General features: G+C 61.1%; 15 protein-coding genes. 10 read left to right on the top strand and 5 right to left on the bottom strand.

Annotated features, from left to right (window positions below; translation table 11 throughout):
• Window positions 1-92 precede the first annotated feature (92 nt).
• Together AU381_RS20800 and pdxA are read left to right on the top strand one after the other, a co-directional pair.
• Window positions 93-1226 (top strand): iron-containing alcohol dehydrogenase, encoded by a 1134-nt coding sequence (locus tag AU381_RS20800; RefSeq protein WP_064243630.1) that lies wholly within the window; start codon window positions 93-95, stop codon window positions 1224-1226.
• Window positions 1227-1249: 23 nt separating this feature from the next.
• Window positions 1250-2236 carry a 4-hydroxythreonine-4-phosphate dehydrogenase PdxA gene (gene pdxA / locus AU381_RS20795; protein ID WP_064243629.1) on the top strand — a complete coding sequence of 329 codons (987 nt, stop codon included), beginning with the start codon at window positions 1250-1252 and terminating at the stop codon, window positions 2234-2236.
• A 17-nt stretch (window positions 2237-2253) separates the two neighbouring features.
• On the opposite strand, the gene AU381_RS20790 is transcribed toward pdxA, so the two are convergent.
• The 4 genes from AU381_RS20790 to AU381_RS20775 all read right to left on the bottom strand — a co-directional run bounded on the left by AU381_RS20790 (window position 2254) and on the right by AU381_RS20775 (window position 7554).
• The gene (locus AU381_RS20790; protein WP_064243628.1) at window positions 2254-3546 is read right to left on the bottom strand and encodes an amidohydrolase family protein; all 1293 of its coding nucleotides are present in this window, start codon (window positions 3544-3546) and stop codon (window positions 2254-2256) included.
• A 211-nt stretch (window positions 3547-3757) separates the two neighbouring features.
• Window positions 3758-4840, bottom strand: coding sequence for an ROK family protein (locus AU381_RS20785; protein ID WP_064243627.1), 1083 nt, complete (start codon window positions 4838-4840; stop codon window positions 3758-3760).
• Between the two features lie 186 nt (window positions 4841-5026).
• Window positions 5027-6340 carry a calcium-binding protein gene (locus AU381_RS20780; protein WP_064243626.1) on the bottom strand — a complete coding sequence of 438 codons (1314 nt, stop codon included), beginning with the start codon at window positions 6338-6340 and terminating at the stop codon, window positions 5027-5029.
• Between the two features lie 182 nt (window positions 6341-6522).
• Window positions 6523-7554, bottom strand: coding sequence for a LacI family DNA-binding transcriptional regulator (locus tag AU381_RS20775; protein ID WP_064244167.1), 1032 nt, complete (start codon window positions 7552-7554; stop codon window positions 6523-6525).
• Window positions 7555-7711: 157 nt separating this feature from the next.
• Between AU381_RS20775 and AU381_RS20770 the strand changes: the two genes are divergently transcribed.
• The 6 genes from AU381_RS20770 to AU381_RS20745 all read left to right on the top strand — a co-directional run bounded on the left by AU381_RS20770 (window position 7712) and on the right by AU381_RS20745 (window position 13501).
• A complete protein-coding gene (locus AU381_RS20770) occupies window positions 7712-8797 on the top strand; it encodes a fatty acid desaturase family protein (protein ID WP_064243625.1) in 1086 nt (361 codons plus the stop codon).
• 46 nt (window positions 8798-8843) lie between these two features.
• Window positions 8844-9161 carry a MocE family 2Fe-2S type ferredoxin gene (locus AU381_RS20765; RefSeq protein WP_064243624.1) on the top strand — a complete coding sequence of 106 codons (318 nt, stop codon included), beginning with the start codon at window positions 8844-8846 and terminating at the stop codon, window positions 9159-9161.
• 38 nt (window positions 9162-9199) lie between these two features.
• The gene (locus AU381_RS20760) at window positions 9200-10426 is read left to right on the top strand and encodes an NAD(P)/FAD-dependent oxidoreductase (protein WP_064243623.1); all 1227 of its coding nucleotides are present in this window, start codon (window positions 9200-9202) and stop codon (window positions 10424-10426) included.
• A gap of 277 nt (window positions 10427-10703) precedes the next feature.
• Entirely contained in the window at window positions 10704-11525 is an 822-nt protein-coding gene (locus AU381_RS20755; RefSeq protein WP_064243622.1) for a 3-methyl-2-oxobutanoate hydroxymethyltransferase, read from the top strand.
• A gap of 46 nt (window positions 11526-11571) precedes the next feature.
• Window positions 11572-12456: a formyltetrahydrofolate deformylase gene (gene purU / locus AU381_RS20750; RefSeq protein WP_064244166.1), complete on the top strand. Its 885-nt coding sequence runs from the start codon at window positions 11572-11574 to the stop codon at window positions 12454-12456.
• 268 nt (window positions 12457-12724) lie between these two features.
• On the top strand, window positions 12725-13501 hold the full coding sequence (locus AU381_RS20745; protein WP_064243621.1) for an ABC transporter permease: 777 nt from the start codon (window positions 12725-12727) through the stop codon (window positions 13499-13501).
• Between the two features lie 7 nt (window positions 13502-13508).
• Here AU381_RS20745 and AU381_RS20740 read toward each other — a convergent pair whose 3' ends face one another.
• Window positions 13509-14540: a capsular polysaccharide biosynthesis protein gene (locus tag AU381_RS20740; RefSeq protein ID WP_162273444.1), complete on the bottom strand. Its 1032-nt coding sequence runs from the start codon at window positions 14538-14540 to the stop codon at window positions 13509-13511.
• 415 nt (window positions 14541-14955) lie between these two features.
• On the opposite strand from AU381_RS20740, the gene AU381_RS20735 reads away from it, so the two are divergent.
• Together AU381_RS20735 and AU381_RS20730 are read left to right on the top strand one after the other, a co-directional pair.
• Complete coding sequence (locus AU381_RS20735) at window positions 14956-16608, top strand: glycosyltransferase (protein ID WP_156528643.1); 1653 nt, start codon at window positions 14956-14958, stop codon at window positions 16606-16608.
• Between the two features lies 1 nt (window position 16609).
• On the top strand, window positions 16610-18139 hold the full coding sequence (locus AU381_RS20730) for a hypothetical protein (RefSeq protein WP_064243618.1): 1530 nt from the start codon (window positions 16610-16612) through the stop codon (window positions 18137-18139).
• Window positions 18140-18166 lie beyond the last annotated feature (27 nt).

Genomic DNA, 18166 nt, shown 5'->3' with positions numbered 1-18166 from the left:
CGATTGCCGCGCTTGCCATTTGCTGTCATAAAGTATAACAACTTTACATCTTGGCGCGCTTCGCGCCGTCGGGTTCAGGGAGGATCGATCGGATGAGCAATCTGGATAGCCCCATTGTGATGGTGAGGCCGGGTCTGATCGAGTTCGGCACCGGCGTGGCGGCAAGGCTCGGCACATGGGCCGCAAGCAAGGGATATCGTCGCGTTCTGGTGATTTCCGACGCGTTCAACGCAACGCGCACGGAGGTCCTTGGGCTGGCTGGCGAAGTGACCGTCTATGGCGACATCAAGGCCGAGCCGGATACGGCCGACCTTGATCGCGTGCTTTCGGCTGCGGAAAGCGCCAGGGCCGATCTGATCGTTGGCTTCGGTGGCGGCAGCGCCATGGATCTCGCCAAGCTCGCGGCCGTTCTCAGTGGCTCGTCGCAGCGGCTCGCCGAGGTCGTCGGTGCCGGCAAGGTTGCCGAGCCGCGTGGAGTCGCGCTTGCCCAGGTGCCGACCACGTCCGGAACCGGCAGCGAAGCAGGCATCCGCGCCCTCGTCACCGACCCGGAGACCAAGGCCAAGCTCGCCGTCGAGAGCATCCACATGCTCGCCGACATCGCCGTCATCGACCCGGCGCTCACCTTCACCGTGCCGCCTAAGGTGACCGCGGCGACGGGGGTGGATGCGCTCGCCCATTGCGTCGAGGCCTTCACGAACCGCAAGGCCCATCCCGCCATCGACATCTATGCGATCGAAGGCGTGCGGCTTGTCGGCCGTTACCTCGCCCGCGCCGTCCGCGACGGCAACGATGCGGAGGCCCGCGCCGGACTGTCGCTCGCCTCGCTTTACGGCGGCTATTGCCTCGGGCCGGTGAATACGGCCGGCGGCCATGCGCTTGCCTATCCGCTCGGCACGCGCTGGCATGTCGCCCATGGCGCCGCCAACGCGCTGATCTTCCCGCATGTGCTCGCCTTCAACACGCCCGCCGTACCTGAAAAGACGAGGGCGGTGCTCGAGGCGCTGGGCCTGCCTGCCTCGCAGGACGTCGACTCCGTGTTCGATGCGGCCCATGGGTTCTGCGCGTCGCTCGGCATCGAAATGAAGCTGCGCCAGCTCGGCGTGCTCGCCAACGACCTCGGCACGATGGCCGATGATGCCTTCGCCATCCGTCGGCTGCTCGACAACAATCCGCGCGATCTGCCGCGCGACGATATTCTCGCAATCTACGAGGCGGCCTACTAGCAACGCCGCACGGGAGGAAAACCATGGCCAAGGAGACCCGCGTCGCAATCACGCTCGGCGATCCCGCCGGCGTCGGGCCGGAGGTGATCGTCAAGGCTCTCGCCTCGCTGCCGCGAAGCGAGCTCGCGAGCTTCACCATCGTCGGCAATATCGAGGCGCTGGAGCGGGCCAAGCATGCGGCATCCGCGGCCGTCTCCCTCGCGACCCGACCGACGGACGGCGCCGTACTTGTCGAGGAGGTGCCGATCGATGCACCCCTGCCGGAGATCGGCAAGGTAAGCGCCACCGCCGGCGAGGCTTCGGTGCGCTATATCCGTCGCGCTGTCGAAATGGCGACGGCGGGCGAGGCCGATTGCATTGTCACCGCGCCGATCAACAAGGAGGCGATGAACCTCGCCGGCCATCATTTCGACGGCCACACCGGCCTTCTTGCGCACCTCACCGGCTCGAAGAGTTCATTCATGCTGCTCGCTTCCGAGCGGCTCAACACGATCCACGTTTCGACCCATGTGTCGCTGCGCGGCGCCATCGAGCGGGCGACGGTCGAGCGGGTGCTGGCGACGATAGAGGCTGGTCACAACCATTTCATGCGGCTCGGCCGCAAGCCGCGCATCGCCGTTGCCGGTCTCAACCCGCATTGCGGCGAAAACGGGCTTTTCGGCGACGAGGATACGCGGTCCCTGGCGCCTGCCGTCGAGCTGGCGAAGGCCAGGGGAATCGACGTTACCGGGCCGATCTCGGCCGATACGGTCTTCGCGCGCGCCTATAACGGTGCCTTCGATCTCGTCGTGGCGCAGTATCACGACCAGGGCCATATCCCGATCAAGCTGGTGGCCTTCGACACGGCCGTGAACGTCTCGCTCGGACTGCCGATCGACCGTGTCTCCGTCGACCACGGAACGGCCTTCGACATCGCCGGCACCGGCAAGGCGAACCACGTCAACATGCTGTCGGCGATCGCCTATGCGCGGCTGGTGGCAAGCTCGCCGAGGCGTGCGGCGCCGCAGTAGACAGGCCCGCAGGTGGTTCAGCACCCGAAGCTCGGGGCATATTCGGTGCCGTCCACGCTTGCTGGACGTCCGTCGATCCGCAACTCACTCACCCGCGCCGGCGTGCGGGCGATCACCTTGCCCCGGCGGATTACGGCAAGCCGGTTCGGTTTCAGCCGCAGGGCTTCCAGCGGATCGCGTGCCTGGAGGATGACGAGGTCGGCGTTGCAGTCTTTTTCGATGCCGTAGCCCGCAAGGCCCATGGTCCTGGCCGAGTTCGCGGTCAATGCATCGAAGATCTTCTTTTTGTCCTCGATGCCGGCCATCTGCGCGACGTGGATGGCCATGTGGCCGACCTCCAGCATGTCTGCCGAGCCCATCGAGTACCAGGGATCCATTACGCAGTCGTGGCCGAAGGCGACATTGAGGCCCGCCTCCATCAGCTCGCGCACGCGCGTCAGGCCGCGGCGTTTCGGGTAGGTGTCGTGCCGGCCCTGCAGCATGATGTTGATCAGCGGATTGGGAATGACGTTGATCCGAGCCTCAGCCATCAGCGGGATGAGCTTCGAGACGTAGTAGTTGTCCATCGAATGCATCGAGGTGAGATGCGATCCCGCAACCCGGCCCTGAAGACCGAAGCGGATCGTCTGCGCGGCTAGGGTTTCGATATGGCGCGACATCGGATCGTCGGTCTCGTCGCAATGCATGTCGACGGGCAGCCCGCGTTCGGCGGCGATCCGGCATAGCGCTTCGACGGACGCGGCCCCGTCGCTCATGGTGCGCTCGAAATGCGGAATGCCGCCGACGATGTCGACGCCCATGTCGAGCGCCCGGTTCAAGGCGTCGACGGCGCCCGGCGAGCGGTAGTAGCCGTCCTGCGGGAAGGCGACGAGCTGCAGGTCGAGATAAGCCGCGACCTTCTCTCGGACCTCCAGCAGCGCCTCGACCGTCACCAGCCGCGGATCAGTAACGTCCACGTGGCTGCGGATGTAGAGAAGGCCCTGCGAGACCGCGAGGTCGCAATAGCGGAGCGCTCGTTCGACCAGCGCCTCGCGCGTCAAGGTCGGACGCAGTTCGCCCCAGAGAGCGATGCCCTCGATGAGCGTGCCGGAGCGGTTCATGCGCGGCAGCCCGAGCGACAGCGTCGCGTCCATGTGGAAATGCGGATCGACGAAGGGCGGCGATACGAGCCGGCCGGTCGCGTCGATCTCCTCCTGCGCCGACGCTTCGATCTTCCTCGTCACCGCGGCGATCCTGTCGCCTATGATGCCGATGTCGATGCCTTCGCGGCCGTCCGGCAGATTGGCGTTTCGAATGATCAGGTCGAACATGGCGGCCCCAGCGGATGAGAGCAAAAACGCAAGTGGCTTCGGCTGCGGAGGGTCGTCAGCATCGATCACCGCTCACATTGGCGCAACAGCGATGGTGGAGAGTGCCACAGTTGGTGCGACGTTGGGAGGTCTTTGCAGCAAAGTCGGTTATGGCTTTGCGCGGCCGCCGGAAAGGCACCTGCAGGGCGATGTTTCCAGGCTCTGCCGTAGCTCAGGTGGCATTGCGATTTTCGGGCTTGTTGGTGAAGTGGGCGTTGCCGAGGCCTGTGCCGATCGTCAGGATTCCCCAGCCAGAGACGTCCTGCATGTGGGGTATTTGGGAGAGCCCCTGAACGACGGCGTCGTTGTGCATGATCACGAAGGTTTCCTCATCGCCGATTTGCGGGATGGCCTTCTTGAGGGCGATGGGCAAGTTGAAGTGCTCGCTTTCCCAGTTGCCGCCCGGCAAGTTCTGCCCGCCGCGGAGGATCGATCCGTCGGCGTTGATGACACCGGGGCAGGCGACGCCTATCACGGGTGCCGGCGCGAGGTCCGCCTTGTCCGCCTTGGCGACAAGCTTCTCGATCATGGCGATGAGACGTTCGATCGTGGCACTCCGATTGGGCCTGTCGTCCGCATGCCGCCAGATGTCGGACTTCCAGACCTTGGCCTTTGAGAGGTCCGTTTCTTCCTTCAAGCGCAGCTCGACAATGCCGACGCGGACATTGGTGCCGCCGATGTCGATGGCAAGCATTGCCTTGTGGCCCTTCAACATCCAGGTCGGCATGAGGTGGGCGGCGCCGATGAGCCCGGCATCGTCCGGATGGTGGACAATGGGAGCAAGTTCTATCTTGAGACCTTCGGCCTTCAAAAGGATCATTGCCCGGGCGATGGCGAGTTCACCTACGGCGCTCCCTCGGAAGCCGCCGCCGATCGCGACACGTTCGGTGTCCTTCCAGCTTTTCTGCTGGAGGAATTTGTCGAGAACGCTGGCGAGTTCGCCCGCAAACTCGTCGACCGCTCCCATCACCAGGGCGGCCGCTTCCTTGTCGTCGCCCTTCAGAAGAGCGTCAATCTGCTTTTTCGACAGGTCGCCGGTCGACTTCTTGCCGAGCGGATCTTCACCGCCCTTGCGCACACGCTTGCGCCAGGCATCGAGCTTTTCCTGAAAGGCAAATTTGTTGGCCCTGTCGCCCAGAAAGCCGCCGCCCTCACGCAACCCCATATTGTAGTCGTCGACCCTGACGGACGGCAGATCATCGGCGCCGTGAACGAGCGGGGCGCCGTTTCGTTTCTCATTCGCGGATCTGCCCACGCAACCTCCCGTATGACGCCTCGCCTGCCATTTATCGGTGGCGGGCGAGTCCTACAACGTCACGGGCGGGGGCGATGTTCCCATGCGGTTCCGTTGAGACTGAGGTGAGAAAGGACGAAGTTCGTGAATGGCGTGCCGGGGCGACATGGGTCTGGGTTGAGGCAACCACGCGCCGCCCCGATGGGTTCATGCAATGAAGAAATCCGCGGCCGTCAGCGTTAGGTTTGGGTCGATGGTGGCAAAATGGATCCGCCCTCCGGAAGCATTGCCGTTGCTGTCGTAGAACAGCATTCCGGTGTCCGTTTCGTAGATGATCCGGTCACTGGCATCCGCCGCCGTTCCACTGGTGTTCTTGACGAACTGCGCCGCCGTCAGTGTTCCGATTCCGATGATCTTGGTGAAGATCGCGTTCTCCAAACGGATCGTATCATCGACGGCGCTGTAATCCTCGATCACGTCGACATTGCCCGAGGCGTTCAGCGTCGTGTTGAAAAGGAACGTGTCCTTTCCTCCGCCGCCGATCAGGGTGTCGTTCCCAAGACCGCCAGCGAGGAAATCGTTCCCACCGTCCGCTCGCAGCCAATTGGCGACGGAACTGCCTGTCAGTCTGTCGGCAAAGTCGGTACCGCGCACATCCTCGATGCTGATGAGCTTGTCCTGCTTGCCAAATCCGTCAATGGCGACCCCGGTGGCGAGATTGACGGTCACGCCGGCCGTGCCGCCGAAGCGCGCATCGCGACTGTAGCTGATGATGTCGAATCCACCGCCTCCGTCGATCGTGTCGCGCCCCCCGAGACCCATGAACCCCTCGTCAACGGACGAACCCTTCATGCTGTCGGCGAACTGCGTTCCTCTGAAAGCTTCGATGTTCGCGATGGTCTCGCTATTGCCGTAAGGATCGGTGACCGTCCTGGCCGTTGCGTCGAGCACGATTCCCCTGAAAGCATCGGCGTTCCAGTAGGCATCCTGAAAACTCACCTCGTCGAATCCGCTGCCGCCGTCATAGGTGTCCTTGCCTTCCCCACCTTCCATATAGTCATCGCCGCCGTTTCCCTTGACGACGTCGTTGCCGGCGAAGCCGTACATGTCGTCATCGCCGGCGGAGCCGTTGATGGTGTCGCTGCGGCTCAACAGCCATTGCTGCAGACCCCAGGGGTCGTAAGCGTCGGTCGCATCTTCGAGGAGAGCGAGGGACAGATTGAGGCCGGTCAGCGATTGAACAAGCGTGGTGCCATTGTTCTGGAACAGGTCGAACTTTGTGATCGATCCGCCGGTCGCTTCCCCCGCCGCGTTGAAGGTGAAGCCAGATCCCGTGATCGTCAGCTTAAGGCCGTTGTCGAGCTGAAAACGGATTTGTGTCGACGATCTGCTTATGAGCGTGGCAGTGGTGAGATCGACCAGGTCACCAAATTGCGGATTGAAGCCGATGAAATCAGGTATCGAAGGCGTGTGGCCCTGCGGATACTTCCCTCCCGGAAAAAAGAAACTCAAAGTTGCCATTCCTGCCCTCTCCTGCAAACCGGCCCGACGTGCGATGTTGCCTGCGGGTGTGCGGCAATCGTTTTCCGTGTTTTGGTGTCGGCCTCGCCTGTCGGTTGTGGTGTCTTAGCTTTTTCATGAACCAGAAGACAACACCCTGACAGCACTTAATCGCGGAAAATCTCGGTCGTCGTCCGGTGGGCCTAAATGTTCTCCGGCGTGAAGATGTCGAAGGGCAGGATGGTCTGTCCCGGTACGCCAGCCGTTCCCCGATCGATGGCGCCGATCATCAGATTGATCGTCTCACGCGCCAGCGTCTGGACGGGCGTCGCGACCGCCATGATCACCGCTTCATCGGCAAGGGCCGCGCGTGACTCCGGTGTCAGCTCGTTGACGACGACGAGCAGCTTGCCGACGAGCTTCTCCTCGCGAATTGCCGATATCGCGCCCTCCATGCCGCCGCCGCAAACGTAGAAGCCGAGGAGATCGGGGTGGCGCTTCAGGAGGTCGAGCGTCGCCTCATGGGTGATTTCGGCGGTATCGAGGTTCACCATCGTATCGAGCACCTCGAACTCGGGCGCCTTCTCGCGAAAATAGGAGCGAAAGGCGATCTCGCGCAGTTCGTGGCCGAGGAAGCGATGGCTGCCGATGAAGGCAGCGACCTTGCCCGGCCGTTTGGCCGCCCTGGCGATCATCCAGGCGGCGGTTCGCCCGACCTTGTGATTGTTCAGGCCGATATAGCCTTCGCGCACGCCGGACGCAAAATCGGAGAGCAGCGAGAAAGTCGGAATGCCGCGCTGCTTCAGTTCCTCGACAGCATCGGTGACGGCCGGATAGTCGGGGGCGACGAAGGCGATCGCCTGATTGCGCGCCGCCATCGCCTTGAGCTTCTCGGTAATTCCAGCTGGCGTCGAATTGGCAACGAAGTCGACCTGCGGCATGGCGCGGACATTGGTCAGCGCCAGCGCGGCATTCTCCATTTCCTTCGCGACCGCCTGATAGAAAGCTTGCTGCGGCTTTTGCAGGAGGAAACCGAGCCGGTATTGCGGCAGATCCTCGAAAACGCGCTGCCGCAGCAGCCCGACGGCGTGATAGCCGATCGCCTTTGCCGCGTCATAGACGCGCCGCGCCGTCTCCTCGCGCACCGGGTGGCGGCCGTTCAGCACGCGGTCCACCGTTGCAACGCTCACGCCCGCGGCCCGCGCCAGATCCGCGATTGTCGGCCTGCTGCTCATCTTTGCGCTCCCTGACAGCATTACCTCAGGCATGAGGTTGCTGTTTTGATGTGTTTTGAGAGAATATATCATGACTGCATTGAGAGCTGTCAAAAGTCAACTTATTCTCCTCGCATCAGTTGAAGCCGCAGACGGGAGCGCGCTTCGGGAGGCAGGGATGACGACAGTTCCGACGAAACGAGATTACAGCCTGCTTGGCCGCGATGCCCAGGCCGCGGTGGCGAGCGGCCTTGCCGCGGCCGAGTGGTACCACACGGAAATTCCGCGCAAGCAGATGAAGGAACTGATGAAGCGCGAGGATGGACCGGCCATCCGCGACACCGCGATCTGGCTCGGCAGCATGGTTCTCTTCGGCGGCCTCGGCATCTGGTTCTGGGGCAGTTGGTTCGCCGTGCCGCTTTTCCTTGCCTATGGCGTTCTCTACGGCTCGGCCTCCGACAGCCGCTGGCACGAATGCGGCCATGGCACCGCCTTCAAGACGATGTGGATGAACGACGCCGTCTATCAGATCGCCTGCTTCATGATCATGCGCAACCCGGTGACCTGGCGCTGGAGCCATACGCGCCACCACACCGACACGGTCATCGTCGGCCGCGATCCGGAGATCGCCGTCATGCGGCCGCCGGATCTTCTCCGCCTCGTTCTCAACTTCTTCGGCATCATCGATGTCTGGCATGCGGTCATCGACGTGGTGCGGAACGCCTTCGGCGTGATCAGTGCGGCCGAGAAAACCTTTATCCCGGAAATGGAGCGTCCGAAGGCGATCCTCGTCGCCCGCATCTGGCTCGCAATCTATGTCGCTGCCACTGGCCTTTCGATCTATCTCGGCTCCATCCTGCCGCTGATGCTCATCGGCCTGCCGCGGCTTTACGGCGCCTGGCATCACGTGCTGACGGGCCTGCTCCAGCATGGCGGCCTTGCCGACAACGTCATCGACCACCGGCTGAACAGCCGCACGGTCCATATGAATCCGGTGAGCCGCTTCATCTACTGGAACATGAACTACCACGTCGAGCACCACATGTTCCCGATGGTGCCCTACCACGCCTTGCCGAAGCTGCACGCGATGATCAGGCACGACCTGCCTGCCGCCAATCCGTCTATCCTCGACGGCTATCGCGAGATGATCCCGGCCTTCATTCGGCAATTGCGCAACGAGGACTATTTCCTGAGGCGCGAACTGCCGCCGACCGCGAAGCCCTATCGCGAAGAGTTCCACAGCGAGCCGGTCGCCGCCGAGTAAGCGCGGACAAGCAGCCGGCAATCAACACATCGGATGGAGGAAACCCATGAGCTCGAACTGGGTCGAGGTCTGCGCGGCCGACGATATCGACGAGGAAGACGTGATCCGCTTCGACCACGACGGCCGCACCTTTGCCGTCTACCGAAGTCCCGATGACGAATATTTCGCCACCGACGGGCTCTGCACCCATGAGCATATCCACCTCGCCGACGGCCTGGTGATGGACGACATCATCGAATGTCCGAAGCACAACGGCCGCTTCAACTACAAGACCGGCCAGGCCAAGGGCGCACCCGTCTGCGTCAATCTGAGGACCTATCCGGTCAAGGTCGAGGCCGGCAGCGTCTTCATTGCGATTTCCTGAGGACGCGGCCTGACGTTCAGGCGCCAGGGGAGGAGAACATGAGCCATATCGTTATCGTCGGCGCCGGCGAATGCGGCGCAAGGGCGGCCTTTGCGCTGAGGGAAAAGCGTTTCGAGGGCGGAATCACCCTGATCGGCGCCGAGCCGCATCTCCCCTATGAGCGGCCGCCGCTGTCAAAGGACGGGCTTGCCGGCGCCGAGCCGCCGAAATACATTGCCGGTCCCGAGCGCTATGAGGAGGCTCGGATCACGGTGTTGACGGGCGTCCCGGTCGAGGCGATCGACCGCCGGCAAAGGGCGGTGCGGCTCGCGGACGGTCGCGCGATCCACTACGGCCGGCTGCTTCTTGCGACCGGCGCCCGGCCGCGCGCCCTTCCGGGCGCTCCGGAGAATTCCGGACGCATCCGAATGCTGCGAACCCATGCCGACGCCCTGGCGATCCGCCGGGCGCTGGCGCCGGGGCGCAAGCTCGTCATCATCGGCGGCGGCTTCATCGGTCTCGAACTTGCTGCGACGGCCCGCAAGCTCGGCGCCGAGGTCGTGCTCATCGAAGGCTTGCCGCGCGTCCTTTCCCGTGGCGTGCCGGAGGAAATTGCAGACGTCGTTGCCGAACGGCACCGGCAGGAAGGCGTCGAGATCGTCTGCGGCGTGCGCATCGCGGCGGTCGAAGCGGATGATGATGGCGCACGTGTCCTCTTCGCCGATGGCACCGGCAGGCTCGCCGATCTCATTGTCGTCGGCATTGGTGCGATCCCGAACACCGGGCTTGCCGAGGCCGCCGGGATCCTGGTCGAAAACGGCATCGCCGTCGACGAGAGGCTTCGGACGTCGGACCCCGATATCTATGCCGCTGGCGACTGCTGTTCCTTTCCCCTCTCGCTTTATCAGGGCCGGCGGGTGCGGCTCGAGGCCTGGCGCAACGCGCAGGATCAGGGAACGCTGGCTGCGGCCAATCTGATGGGCGCCAACGAGCCTGTCGCCAGTGTGCCGTGGTTCTGGTCGGATCAATATGAGCTGACCCTGCAGATCGCCGGCCTTGCCGATGGCGCCGTGACGACCGTCCGGCGCGATCTCACGGACGGCGCCTTCATCCTTTTCCACCTCGACGGCGAGGGCCGGCTGATCGCCGCGAGCGGCATCGGGCCCGGCAATGCGGTCGCCCGCGACATTCGCCTTGCCGAAATGCTGATCGCCGCCGGCAGCCGGCCCGACCCGGCGGCGCTTTCTTCGCCCGAAAGCAAGTTGAAGAAGCTGCTGGCGGCCTGAGCGTGAGCGAACGAAAAGACCCTTCCCCAACCCCTCCCCACAAGGGGGAGGGGCTTGGCGCGCGCGGCCCTCTGTCGCCTTCATCCAGTCCTTGTGTCTGGCTGAACCGTCTGAGTCGAAGGCAGAGACGGTGCGGCAGGGTAAGTCCCTCCCCCTTGTGGGGAGGGGTTGGGGAGGGGTCTGCACCCTTTCTCTTGAGCTCATAGCAAGTGGGTCGCTGAACGCGTAACCCCACAATCCATTCCAGCCGACCATAGCCCGTTTCCAGGAGAAACCCATGAAACACCGCCGCCCGACCGTTGCCGATCTGTTGTCGATCAAGGGCCAGAGGCAACTCACCATGCTGCGCGTCGTGACGCTCGAGGAGGCCGAGGCCGCCGAGAAGGCCGGCATCGACCTCGTATCCGTTCCGCCGGCGCTGCTCGGGCCCGCGTTTCGCGAGGCGGCGCCGACGGTCTTTGCCTTTCCGGGTCTCGAATACGGCGATTTCGTCACGGCCGAAGACTATCTGCGCGGCGCGTTCCAGGCGATGCGGGCGGGCGGCGACGCCGTTTATTGCGCCGCCGGCCTTTCGACGGTCAGGCGGCTTCGCGAAGAGGGCATCCCCGTCTGCGGCCATGTCGGGCTGATCCCGTCCAAGGCGACCTGGACCGGCGGTTTCCGCGCCGTCGGCAAGACGGCGGCAAGCGCGATCGAGATCTGGCGCCAGGTGAAGGCGCTCGAAGAGGCTGGCGCCTTCGCGGCCGAGATCGAGGTCGTGCCGGGAGAGGTGGCGGCCGCCATCTCTGAGCGGACCTCGCTCTTGATGATGTCCATGGGAGCGGGCACCGGATGCGACGCGCAATATCTCTTTGCCGAAGACGTGCTCGGCCAGAACCGCGGCCACTATCCGCGCCATGCCAAGGTCTACCGCAACTTCGCCGCCGAATTTGAACGGCTGCAGCGGGAGCGCATTGCCGCCTTCCGCGAATATGCCGAGGATGTGCGATCCGGCGCCTATCCGGAAAAGGCGCATCTGGTCGGCATCGAGCCGGGCGAGCTGGAGGAATTCCTCAACAAGATCGATGCACAGGAGCCGGCCGTTTTCCGCGCAAGGTGATATATAGCGAGGTCGGCGCTCCACGAGGCGACAACAAGGACGAATGATGCACACTTACGTTTTGACGGTAACCTGCAAATCCACCCGCGGCATCGTCGCGGCGCTTTCCGGCTATCTCGCCGAACAGGGCTGCAACATCATCGACAGCTCGCAGTTCGACGATCTCGAAACGGGCCTCTTCTTCATGCGCATCTCCTTCATCTCGGAAGAGGGCGTCAGCCGTGCGGCGCTCGAGGAAGGGCTGAAACCGATCGCAAAGAAATTCGCCATGGAAGCGGCGCTCCACGACCAGTCGGAGCGCACCAAGGTGCTCCTGATGGTGTCGCGTTTCGGCCACTGCCTGAACGACCTGCTCTACCGCTGGAAGATCGGCGCCCTGCCGATCGACATCGTCGGCGTCGTCTCCAACCACTTCGACTACCAGAAGGTCGTCGTCAACCACGACATCCCCTTCCACTGCATCAAGGTGACGAAGGAGAACAAGCCGAAGGCGGAAGCCCAGCTCCTGGACTTCGTCGAGCAGACCGGCGCCGAACTGATCGTGCTGGCCCGCTACATGCAGGTGCTGTCGGACGCGCTCTGCAAGAAGATGTCGGGCCGGATCATCAACATCCACCACTCGTTCTTGCCGTCGTTCAAGGGCGCCAACCCCTACAAGCAGGCCTATGAGCGCGGCGTCAAGCTGATCGGCGCGACGGCGCATTACGTCACCGCCGACCTCGACGAAGGCCCGATCATCGAGCAGGACATCGCCCGCATCACCCATGCGCAATCCGCCGAGGACTACGTGTCGATCGGCCGCGACGTCGAAAGCCAGGTGCTGGCCCGCGCCGTCCACGCCCATATCCACCACCGCACCTTCATCAACGGCAACCGCGTCGTGGTGTTTCCGCCGAGCCCGGGGAGCTATGCGTCGGAACGGATGGGGTGAGGTTGTCGACAATCGCCTGTTGTCTCGCCTGATCGGCGGTCGTTCCGCTCATGGACAATGCCGATCCAAGGCGTTAGAGAGGCCCGATGCGGGCGGTCGCCCCTCACCGCGATGGCGCCATCACGCCCCTTCCAGCCCGATCACCCGCGGGCAGAGGAGCATCGAGCGGTGCCACTTGCCCCTTCTCCCCGCCTGCCGGGAGAAGGTCGCGGCAGCGGGATGAGGGGCGCAGAACCGTTGCACCACTGGCAATCCGCGAGAGGCCCCTGTGAAACTCATCGTACAGCACTTCAGAGTGACCGCGGCGCTCATGGTGCGGGAAATGTCGACGCGCTACGGCTCCAAACCCGGCGGCTATCTATGGGCGATCTTCGATCCGGTCGCCCATGTCGCGATGATGACGCTGATCTTCCAGGTCTTCGCCCGCATGCCGGCGCTTGGCCTGAGCTTCCCGCTGTTCTTCGCCAGCGGCTATCTGCCCTTCACCTTCTACCAGCGCATGTCGTCCTTCATGGCCGGCACGATGAAGGCGAACAAGGCGCTGCTCTCCTATCCGGTCGTTTCGCCCTTCGACGCGATCGTCTCGCGCTTCATCCTGCAACTGATGACCGACGCACTGGTGTCGGTGCTGATCCTCTTCCTGATCATCGAACTCGGCGGCGTCAGCCAGCCGATGGACCTCGCCGGCATGGCGGAGGCCGCCGGTTCCGCCGCCATGCTGGGCCTCGGCATCGGCACGATCAACATCGTGATGTTCGCCCGCCTACCGCTCTACGAGCAGATTTTCGGCATCATCAACCGCCCGCTCTTCATGATCTCCGGCGTGTTCTTTCTGCCGGAAAGCCTGCCTAGCCCGTTCCGCGATTACATTCTCTACAATCCGCTCGTGCACATCATCATGTGGTTCCGGAGCGCCGTTTACCCGGAATACCGCGCCGACGGCCTGGATAAGGGCTACGTGCTCGAATTCGCGCTAGTCTGCTTCGTCGCCGGCCTGGCGCTGCTGACGGCTTCGATGCGGGAGATCCGCGAGGAACGGGTTTAGAAACGCCTCAAGCCGCCATCTGCTCCGCGCGCATCCTGGCGAGAACCTCCAGCGCCTGCTCGATTTCGATCGGCGTCCTGGTGACCGGATCGAGATACTTTGCATAAAGAATGTAGGCTGCCGCGAAGACCTCGTCGATCGAAAGCTTCCGGTTGCGGCGCGGATTCGGCTGGCGATCGTCCGTCAGCCCCCAGCCGGAATAGAAGGGACAGCCGACCGTCGTCACCTTGATGCCGCGCAGCAGAGCCTCGAAGCCCGAAAGCGATGTAATCGTATAGACGTGATCGACAGTTTCCAGCGCGTCGGCGAGGCTGATATCCTGCTCGAGGATCATCGCGATGTCGCGCACCAGCCCCGGATTGGACTTCGCCTCGGCCGTACCCTTCAGCACTTCCGGGTGCGGTTTGTAGATTACCTGTGCGTCAGGGTTCTCCTTCCTCGCGAGCCGCACCAGATCGTTGTTCGTGACCTTGGTCGCGCAGCCATAGGCGATCGACGCGTCACGCTCCACCTGGCCGATGACGAGGACCCGCTTTCGGGTCTTCTCGCCATACACGGTGGCGATGTCGAGCGAATGGCCGGAATTGTATTTGCTGAGGCGGCTGGCGAGCAGCAGCTGCCGCGCTGCGCTTGCTCTGCGCACCAATGCGCGGTCGTTCTCGAAGTCGTAGGTTCCGAGGATTTCCTCGAGATCGGTCGGAGCCTTGGCGTTGAAGTACATGTCCTGCGCATCGAAGGCCAGCGAAAGCGGCGGCACCCTGAGCGCACCGAGCGCCACGGAACGGAGGAAGCCATCCTCGACATAGTGGAACGGGATCCCGTGGCGGGCGCAGAATTCCTTGAGCTTCGGCGGCCCCTTATATTGCCAGGCGAGCACCTTGGCGCGCGGGTCGCGGAGAAGCTGTCGCTTCCAGTAGAGATCGAACTCCAAGGGCCATTGCTTGACGCGCACGAATCTTGGTTCATGGTGCGGGAACCAGTCGCACATGAACGTTTTCCATTTGTTGAAGCCAAAGAGGAAGAGTGGGGGGCTTTCCAAATTCCGTGCGCGCCTGCTTTGACTGGTCCAAGTCGAAAAAAGTTTCATGGTTCTCATTTACAATTGGCAGAAGTTATCGCCCCACGCGAACTCAAACTCTCGTCCGGTGCCTCATGATCCGTGCTGCGAACCTCAAAAGGTGACGGGTCGCGTGTCTATGAGAGCCGGAACCAATATAAGCGGTCGGTCCACGTGTCAAAGTGGCGAACGTGTGTACTAGCACACAAATTTGCTCCAACGCTGGCATGGATCTGATGCGCGCCTCAGGCCTCAGCTTCGAAGCTGGTACTGATTTTGGTTTGGTCAACAGGTACATTATGTTTTCATGCGCACATTGGGCTAGGCGCTTCGAGCCTGTTCGTGTATTTGGCCAAGTGGGAGAAGGTGGCTAGAGCATTTTAAAGAGCGGCTTAAAGTGGATACGATTACTGTCAGCGAGCAATTATTCCTCTATCGTTTCGGTTCAGCGCGAATACCTGCTGAGCACCTGAGACGGAAAAAAGCTCCAGTCTCGCTGGTTGTTGCGACTGGGCTATCTGACACATCCGAGATGACTATTGGTGCAGCAAAACACCTCGCTGCCCATCGGGATGGCGACGTGTATGTATTGACCACGCGTTTATTGAACGAAGATCTGGAGCGAGTGGACGTCCAGACTTTGTTGAACCCCGGCACTGAAGCCACCATCTACGTCTTATCTAACGACGAAAGCAACCTGCCTCTTCCGCCGCGAACAATTTCGTACCTGTTTCAGTTAAACCTGCGCAACGTTTGTTCCATAAACCATAGAAATGAGATCTCTCCTTACCGGCGACCGGCCGTGGGGAAACTGCAGGTTCTCTTTGTCTCGGCAGGGTCAATATACCCGCTGAGCCTCGGGTCGCATCAGCGAATGTTTAATAGTATCCAAGGCCTCATCGAAGCAGGGTGCGACGTAACAGTGCTCTACCAGCAGCAGCGTCGCGAGAGGGAAATTGGAGCGGCCGCTGCCTTGAGTCTAATTGCCACCGAGACGCGCGCTTTTAAGTCTCAATGGGGAAAACTAAGAGGTAAGACCGGACGCCGGAGGGCCGTGTACAATACACTCACGAAGTGGCTGAAGGTCTCTAATCCCAACAAGATGACGTTCGCCGAGAAATGCCAGAAGCGCTCTTCTTTCTGGCTTTACAGGGAACTCAAGCAGCTCGGCGAGACCGGATCCTTTGATGCGGTGTGGGTAAATTACGCATGGATGATGGGTAAGGTCGACGGTGGAATTCGGCGGTTATTTCATACCGTGATTTGCGACACCCATGATGTGCAGTTCTATAGAAATGACGTGGCTCGGCCGCTTTTGGATAGAGTTGTCTTGAATGAGCAATATGACAAGGACGTCGAGATTGCTCAGCTGAAGAAGGCCGATATAGTCCTAGCGATTTCTGATCGCGACGCAAAATTGTTGAAAGACACTCTTCCGGAGAAACGCGTTATTGCCCTGGTGCCCTCGTTCGATCAGCATCAGAAACCGGTGAGGCCCAGAGACATCTATAAGCCTTTGGCGTTTGGGTTCATTGGAACTCGCATGGATGCCAATGTGAAGGCCCTAGAGTACGTTATCCGGCATTGGTGGCCGGAGCTTCATAGATATAGTCCCGAAAGTCGTCTGTTCGTCGCAGGAAGCGTCTGTGAAGAGCCCTCTGTACAAGCGGCGTCTTGGTTGTACGACGAGATTGAGTTATTAGGTTTCGTCGACAATCTCAGTGCATTTTACGATAAGATCGATGCATTGTTGTCACCAGTCCTAGTCCGCGGCGGCCTGAACTTTAAGAACGTCGAAGCAGCTATGGCCGGGAAGCACGTGATTACGAACAGCGACGGGGCTGAGGTTCTTGCGCCCGTACCTGTTAGAGCTTTAACGAACGCGCAAGACGTTATCGGCTTCCTTACCGAAATAGAGATGAATCCCCAGTTGGATTTGTATCTGCGCATGGAAGTTCAACGTGCAGCTGCAAATCGCTTTTCGAACTCTGCCGAATTCGAATCGATCATCAGCGCTATAGCAAGCAAGCGCGAAACCAATCGAGCTTAATATGAAGGTACTGATTCAGTGCGGAGACTTGCTGGAGAATCAGCATAGGATTCTGCCTTTGGCCGAATCCTTGAGAGCCGCGGGCGCAGAGCCGATAATTTTGCACTACAAGCCCTCAGTGGGGGCTTTCTTCAAGGCGCGAGGGGTAAAAATTCTGCACCTCGATGCCTATCGGACACGACTAAAGAAGGGGGAGGTGTCCAAGTCCGCCATAGGTGATGCATTCTGGGATGACGAGGCTTATTCGATCTACGGAATCAAGCATGATTTGTTGCGCGCACCACCGGCGGACCGTCGCCGCGATTTGTACATGCTACGTCGGGACGGTATGGCCTTGACTCGCTTGGTGGACGATCAGCGGATTGACTCGCTTATAGTTTGGAATGGCGTTACGGGTCATGTCGCCAACGCGATGAGGATTATTGGGAGCTGCAGGAATATAACGGGTGGATTCCTTGAGCGGGGCTATCTCCGCGATAGCGTCTTCTTTGATCGTGAGGGAACAAACGGAATCTCGTCGCTGGCGCGCGGCACAGTAGCCATATACGACACAGCCGACGTATCGAACTCCGTGAATGCTCTCGGTGACTTTGTTAGCTCAACGCTGCTCAATTTGGCAGATGCGCCGGCGTCTGCCCGAAAGCAGATATTCGTCCCGCTACAAGTTCAACAGGACAGTAATATTCTCCTGTACTCGCCAAGCATAAAGACTATGCGGCAGCTTGTTTTGGATGCGATCAAGCTAGCGCAGGCGTTGGGCCAAGAATGGGATGTCGTTGTAAGAGATCATCCGGAGGAAACCCAATCTGGTCTTAACATACCTTTTGGGGATCGAGTCTGGCGTGACAACACGTCTACATTGGAGGAGAGAATAAGTTCCAGTCACATTGTCTTCACGGTGAACAGCACTGTGGGGCTAACGGCCGCGTTGGCCGGAAAGGTTGTAGTTTGCAACGGCGACGGGATTTATTGTAGAGAGCCATTCGTCATAAACAAAGCCGATATGACGCGTGATCAGCTAGTGGATCGCGTTCGTGTGGCATTGCAGGATGGGCCAGATATAGAGGCGTTGACGCGCTACATGTGCTTATTGCTGGATCGCCACCAGCTTTTCGATTCAAAACAGGTCGTCGCTGGATACTCGACGCAGGCTTTATCTCGGTTCTCCGGGCACAGCCCATCACCGAGAGCCGAAACAAATCTGCTGAAGCGTTTACAACAACAGGTGAAAGCGGCCCATGAGCGGAATCCTGGCGGGATTGCTGTAGATTTTCAAGTAAGTCGCACCGATACCTTGTCGCTCACATATCGCAAGAGTGCGGAACGTGTTACGGCGAATTGGGTGATGCAGGCTCTGGAGAAGAATTTTCCGGGAATAGTTTTTCGCCGGTCGTTGCCGGACGAACCCGTTAACCCTGCCTCATCGGTTTGTGTCTGCTCTGCGGACATCGCAACGTTCGGCAAGTTGCACAACGACTTCGTCGCCGTACTTGACCAGTATGGGGAGCCGCATCTTCGCTTTTACGATTGAACTTCGTTGGCCGGAATTTTGGCTGCG

The organism is Sinorhizobium glycinis (assembly GCF_001651865.1).
GTDB lineage: Bacteria > Pseudomonadota > Alphaproteobacteria > Rhizobiales > Rhizobiaceae > Sinorhizobium > Sinorhizobium glycinis.
The sequence above is the reverse complement of the archived record's forward strand: the minus strand, read 5'-3'. Positions and strand labels throughout refer to the sequence as shown.

Coding starts and splice junctions, on each gene's coding strand:
- purU (WP_064244166.1), top strand. CDS start 11,572: ATGCACACTTACGTTTTGACGGTAACCTGCAAATCCACCCGCGGCATC.
- AU381_RS20770 (WP_064243625.1), top strand. CDS start 7,712: ATGACGACAGTTCCGACGAAACGAGATTACAGCCTGCTTGGCCGCGAT.
- AU381_RS20790 (WP_064243628.1), bottom strand. CDS start 3,546: ATGTTCGACCTGATCATTCGAAACGCCAATCTGCCGGACGGCCGCGAA.
- AU381_RS20775 (WP_064244167.1), bottom strand. CDS start 7,554: ATGAGCAGCAGGCCGACAATCGCGGATCTGGCGCGGGCCGCGGGCGTG.
- AU381_RS20755 (WP_064243622.1), top strand. CDS start 10,704: ATGAAACACCGCCGCCCGACCGTTGCCGATCTGTTGTCGATCAAGGGC.
- pdxA (WP_064243629.1), top strand. CDS start 1,250: ATGGCCAAGGAGACCCGCGTCGCAATCACGCTCGGCGATCCCGCCGGC.
- AU381_RS20730 (WP_064243618.1), top strand. CDS start 16,610: ATGAAGGTACTGATTCAGTGCGGAGACTTGCTGGAGAATCAGCATAGG.
- AU381_RS20780 (WP_064243626.1), bottom strand. CDS start 6,340: ATGGCAACTTTGAGTTTCTTTTTTCCGGGAGGGAAGTATCCGCAGGGC.
- AU381_RS20765 (WP_064243624.1), top strand. CDS start 8,844: ATGAGCTCGAACTGGGTCGAGGTCTGCGCGGCCGACGATATCGACGAG.
- AU381_RS20760 (WP_064243623.1), top strand. CDS start 9,200: ATGAGCCATATCGTTATCGTCGGCGCCGGCGAATGCGGCGCAAGGGCG.
- AU381_RS20800 (WP_064243630.1), top strand. CDS start 93: ATGAGCAATCTGGATAGCCCCATTGTGATGGTGAGGCCGGGTCTGATC.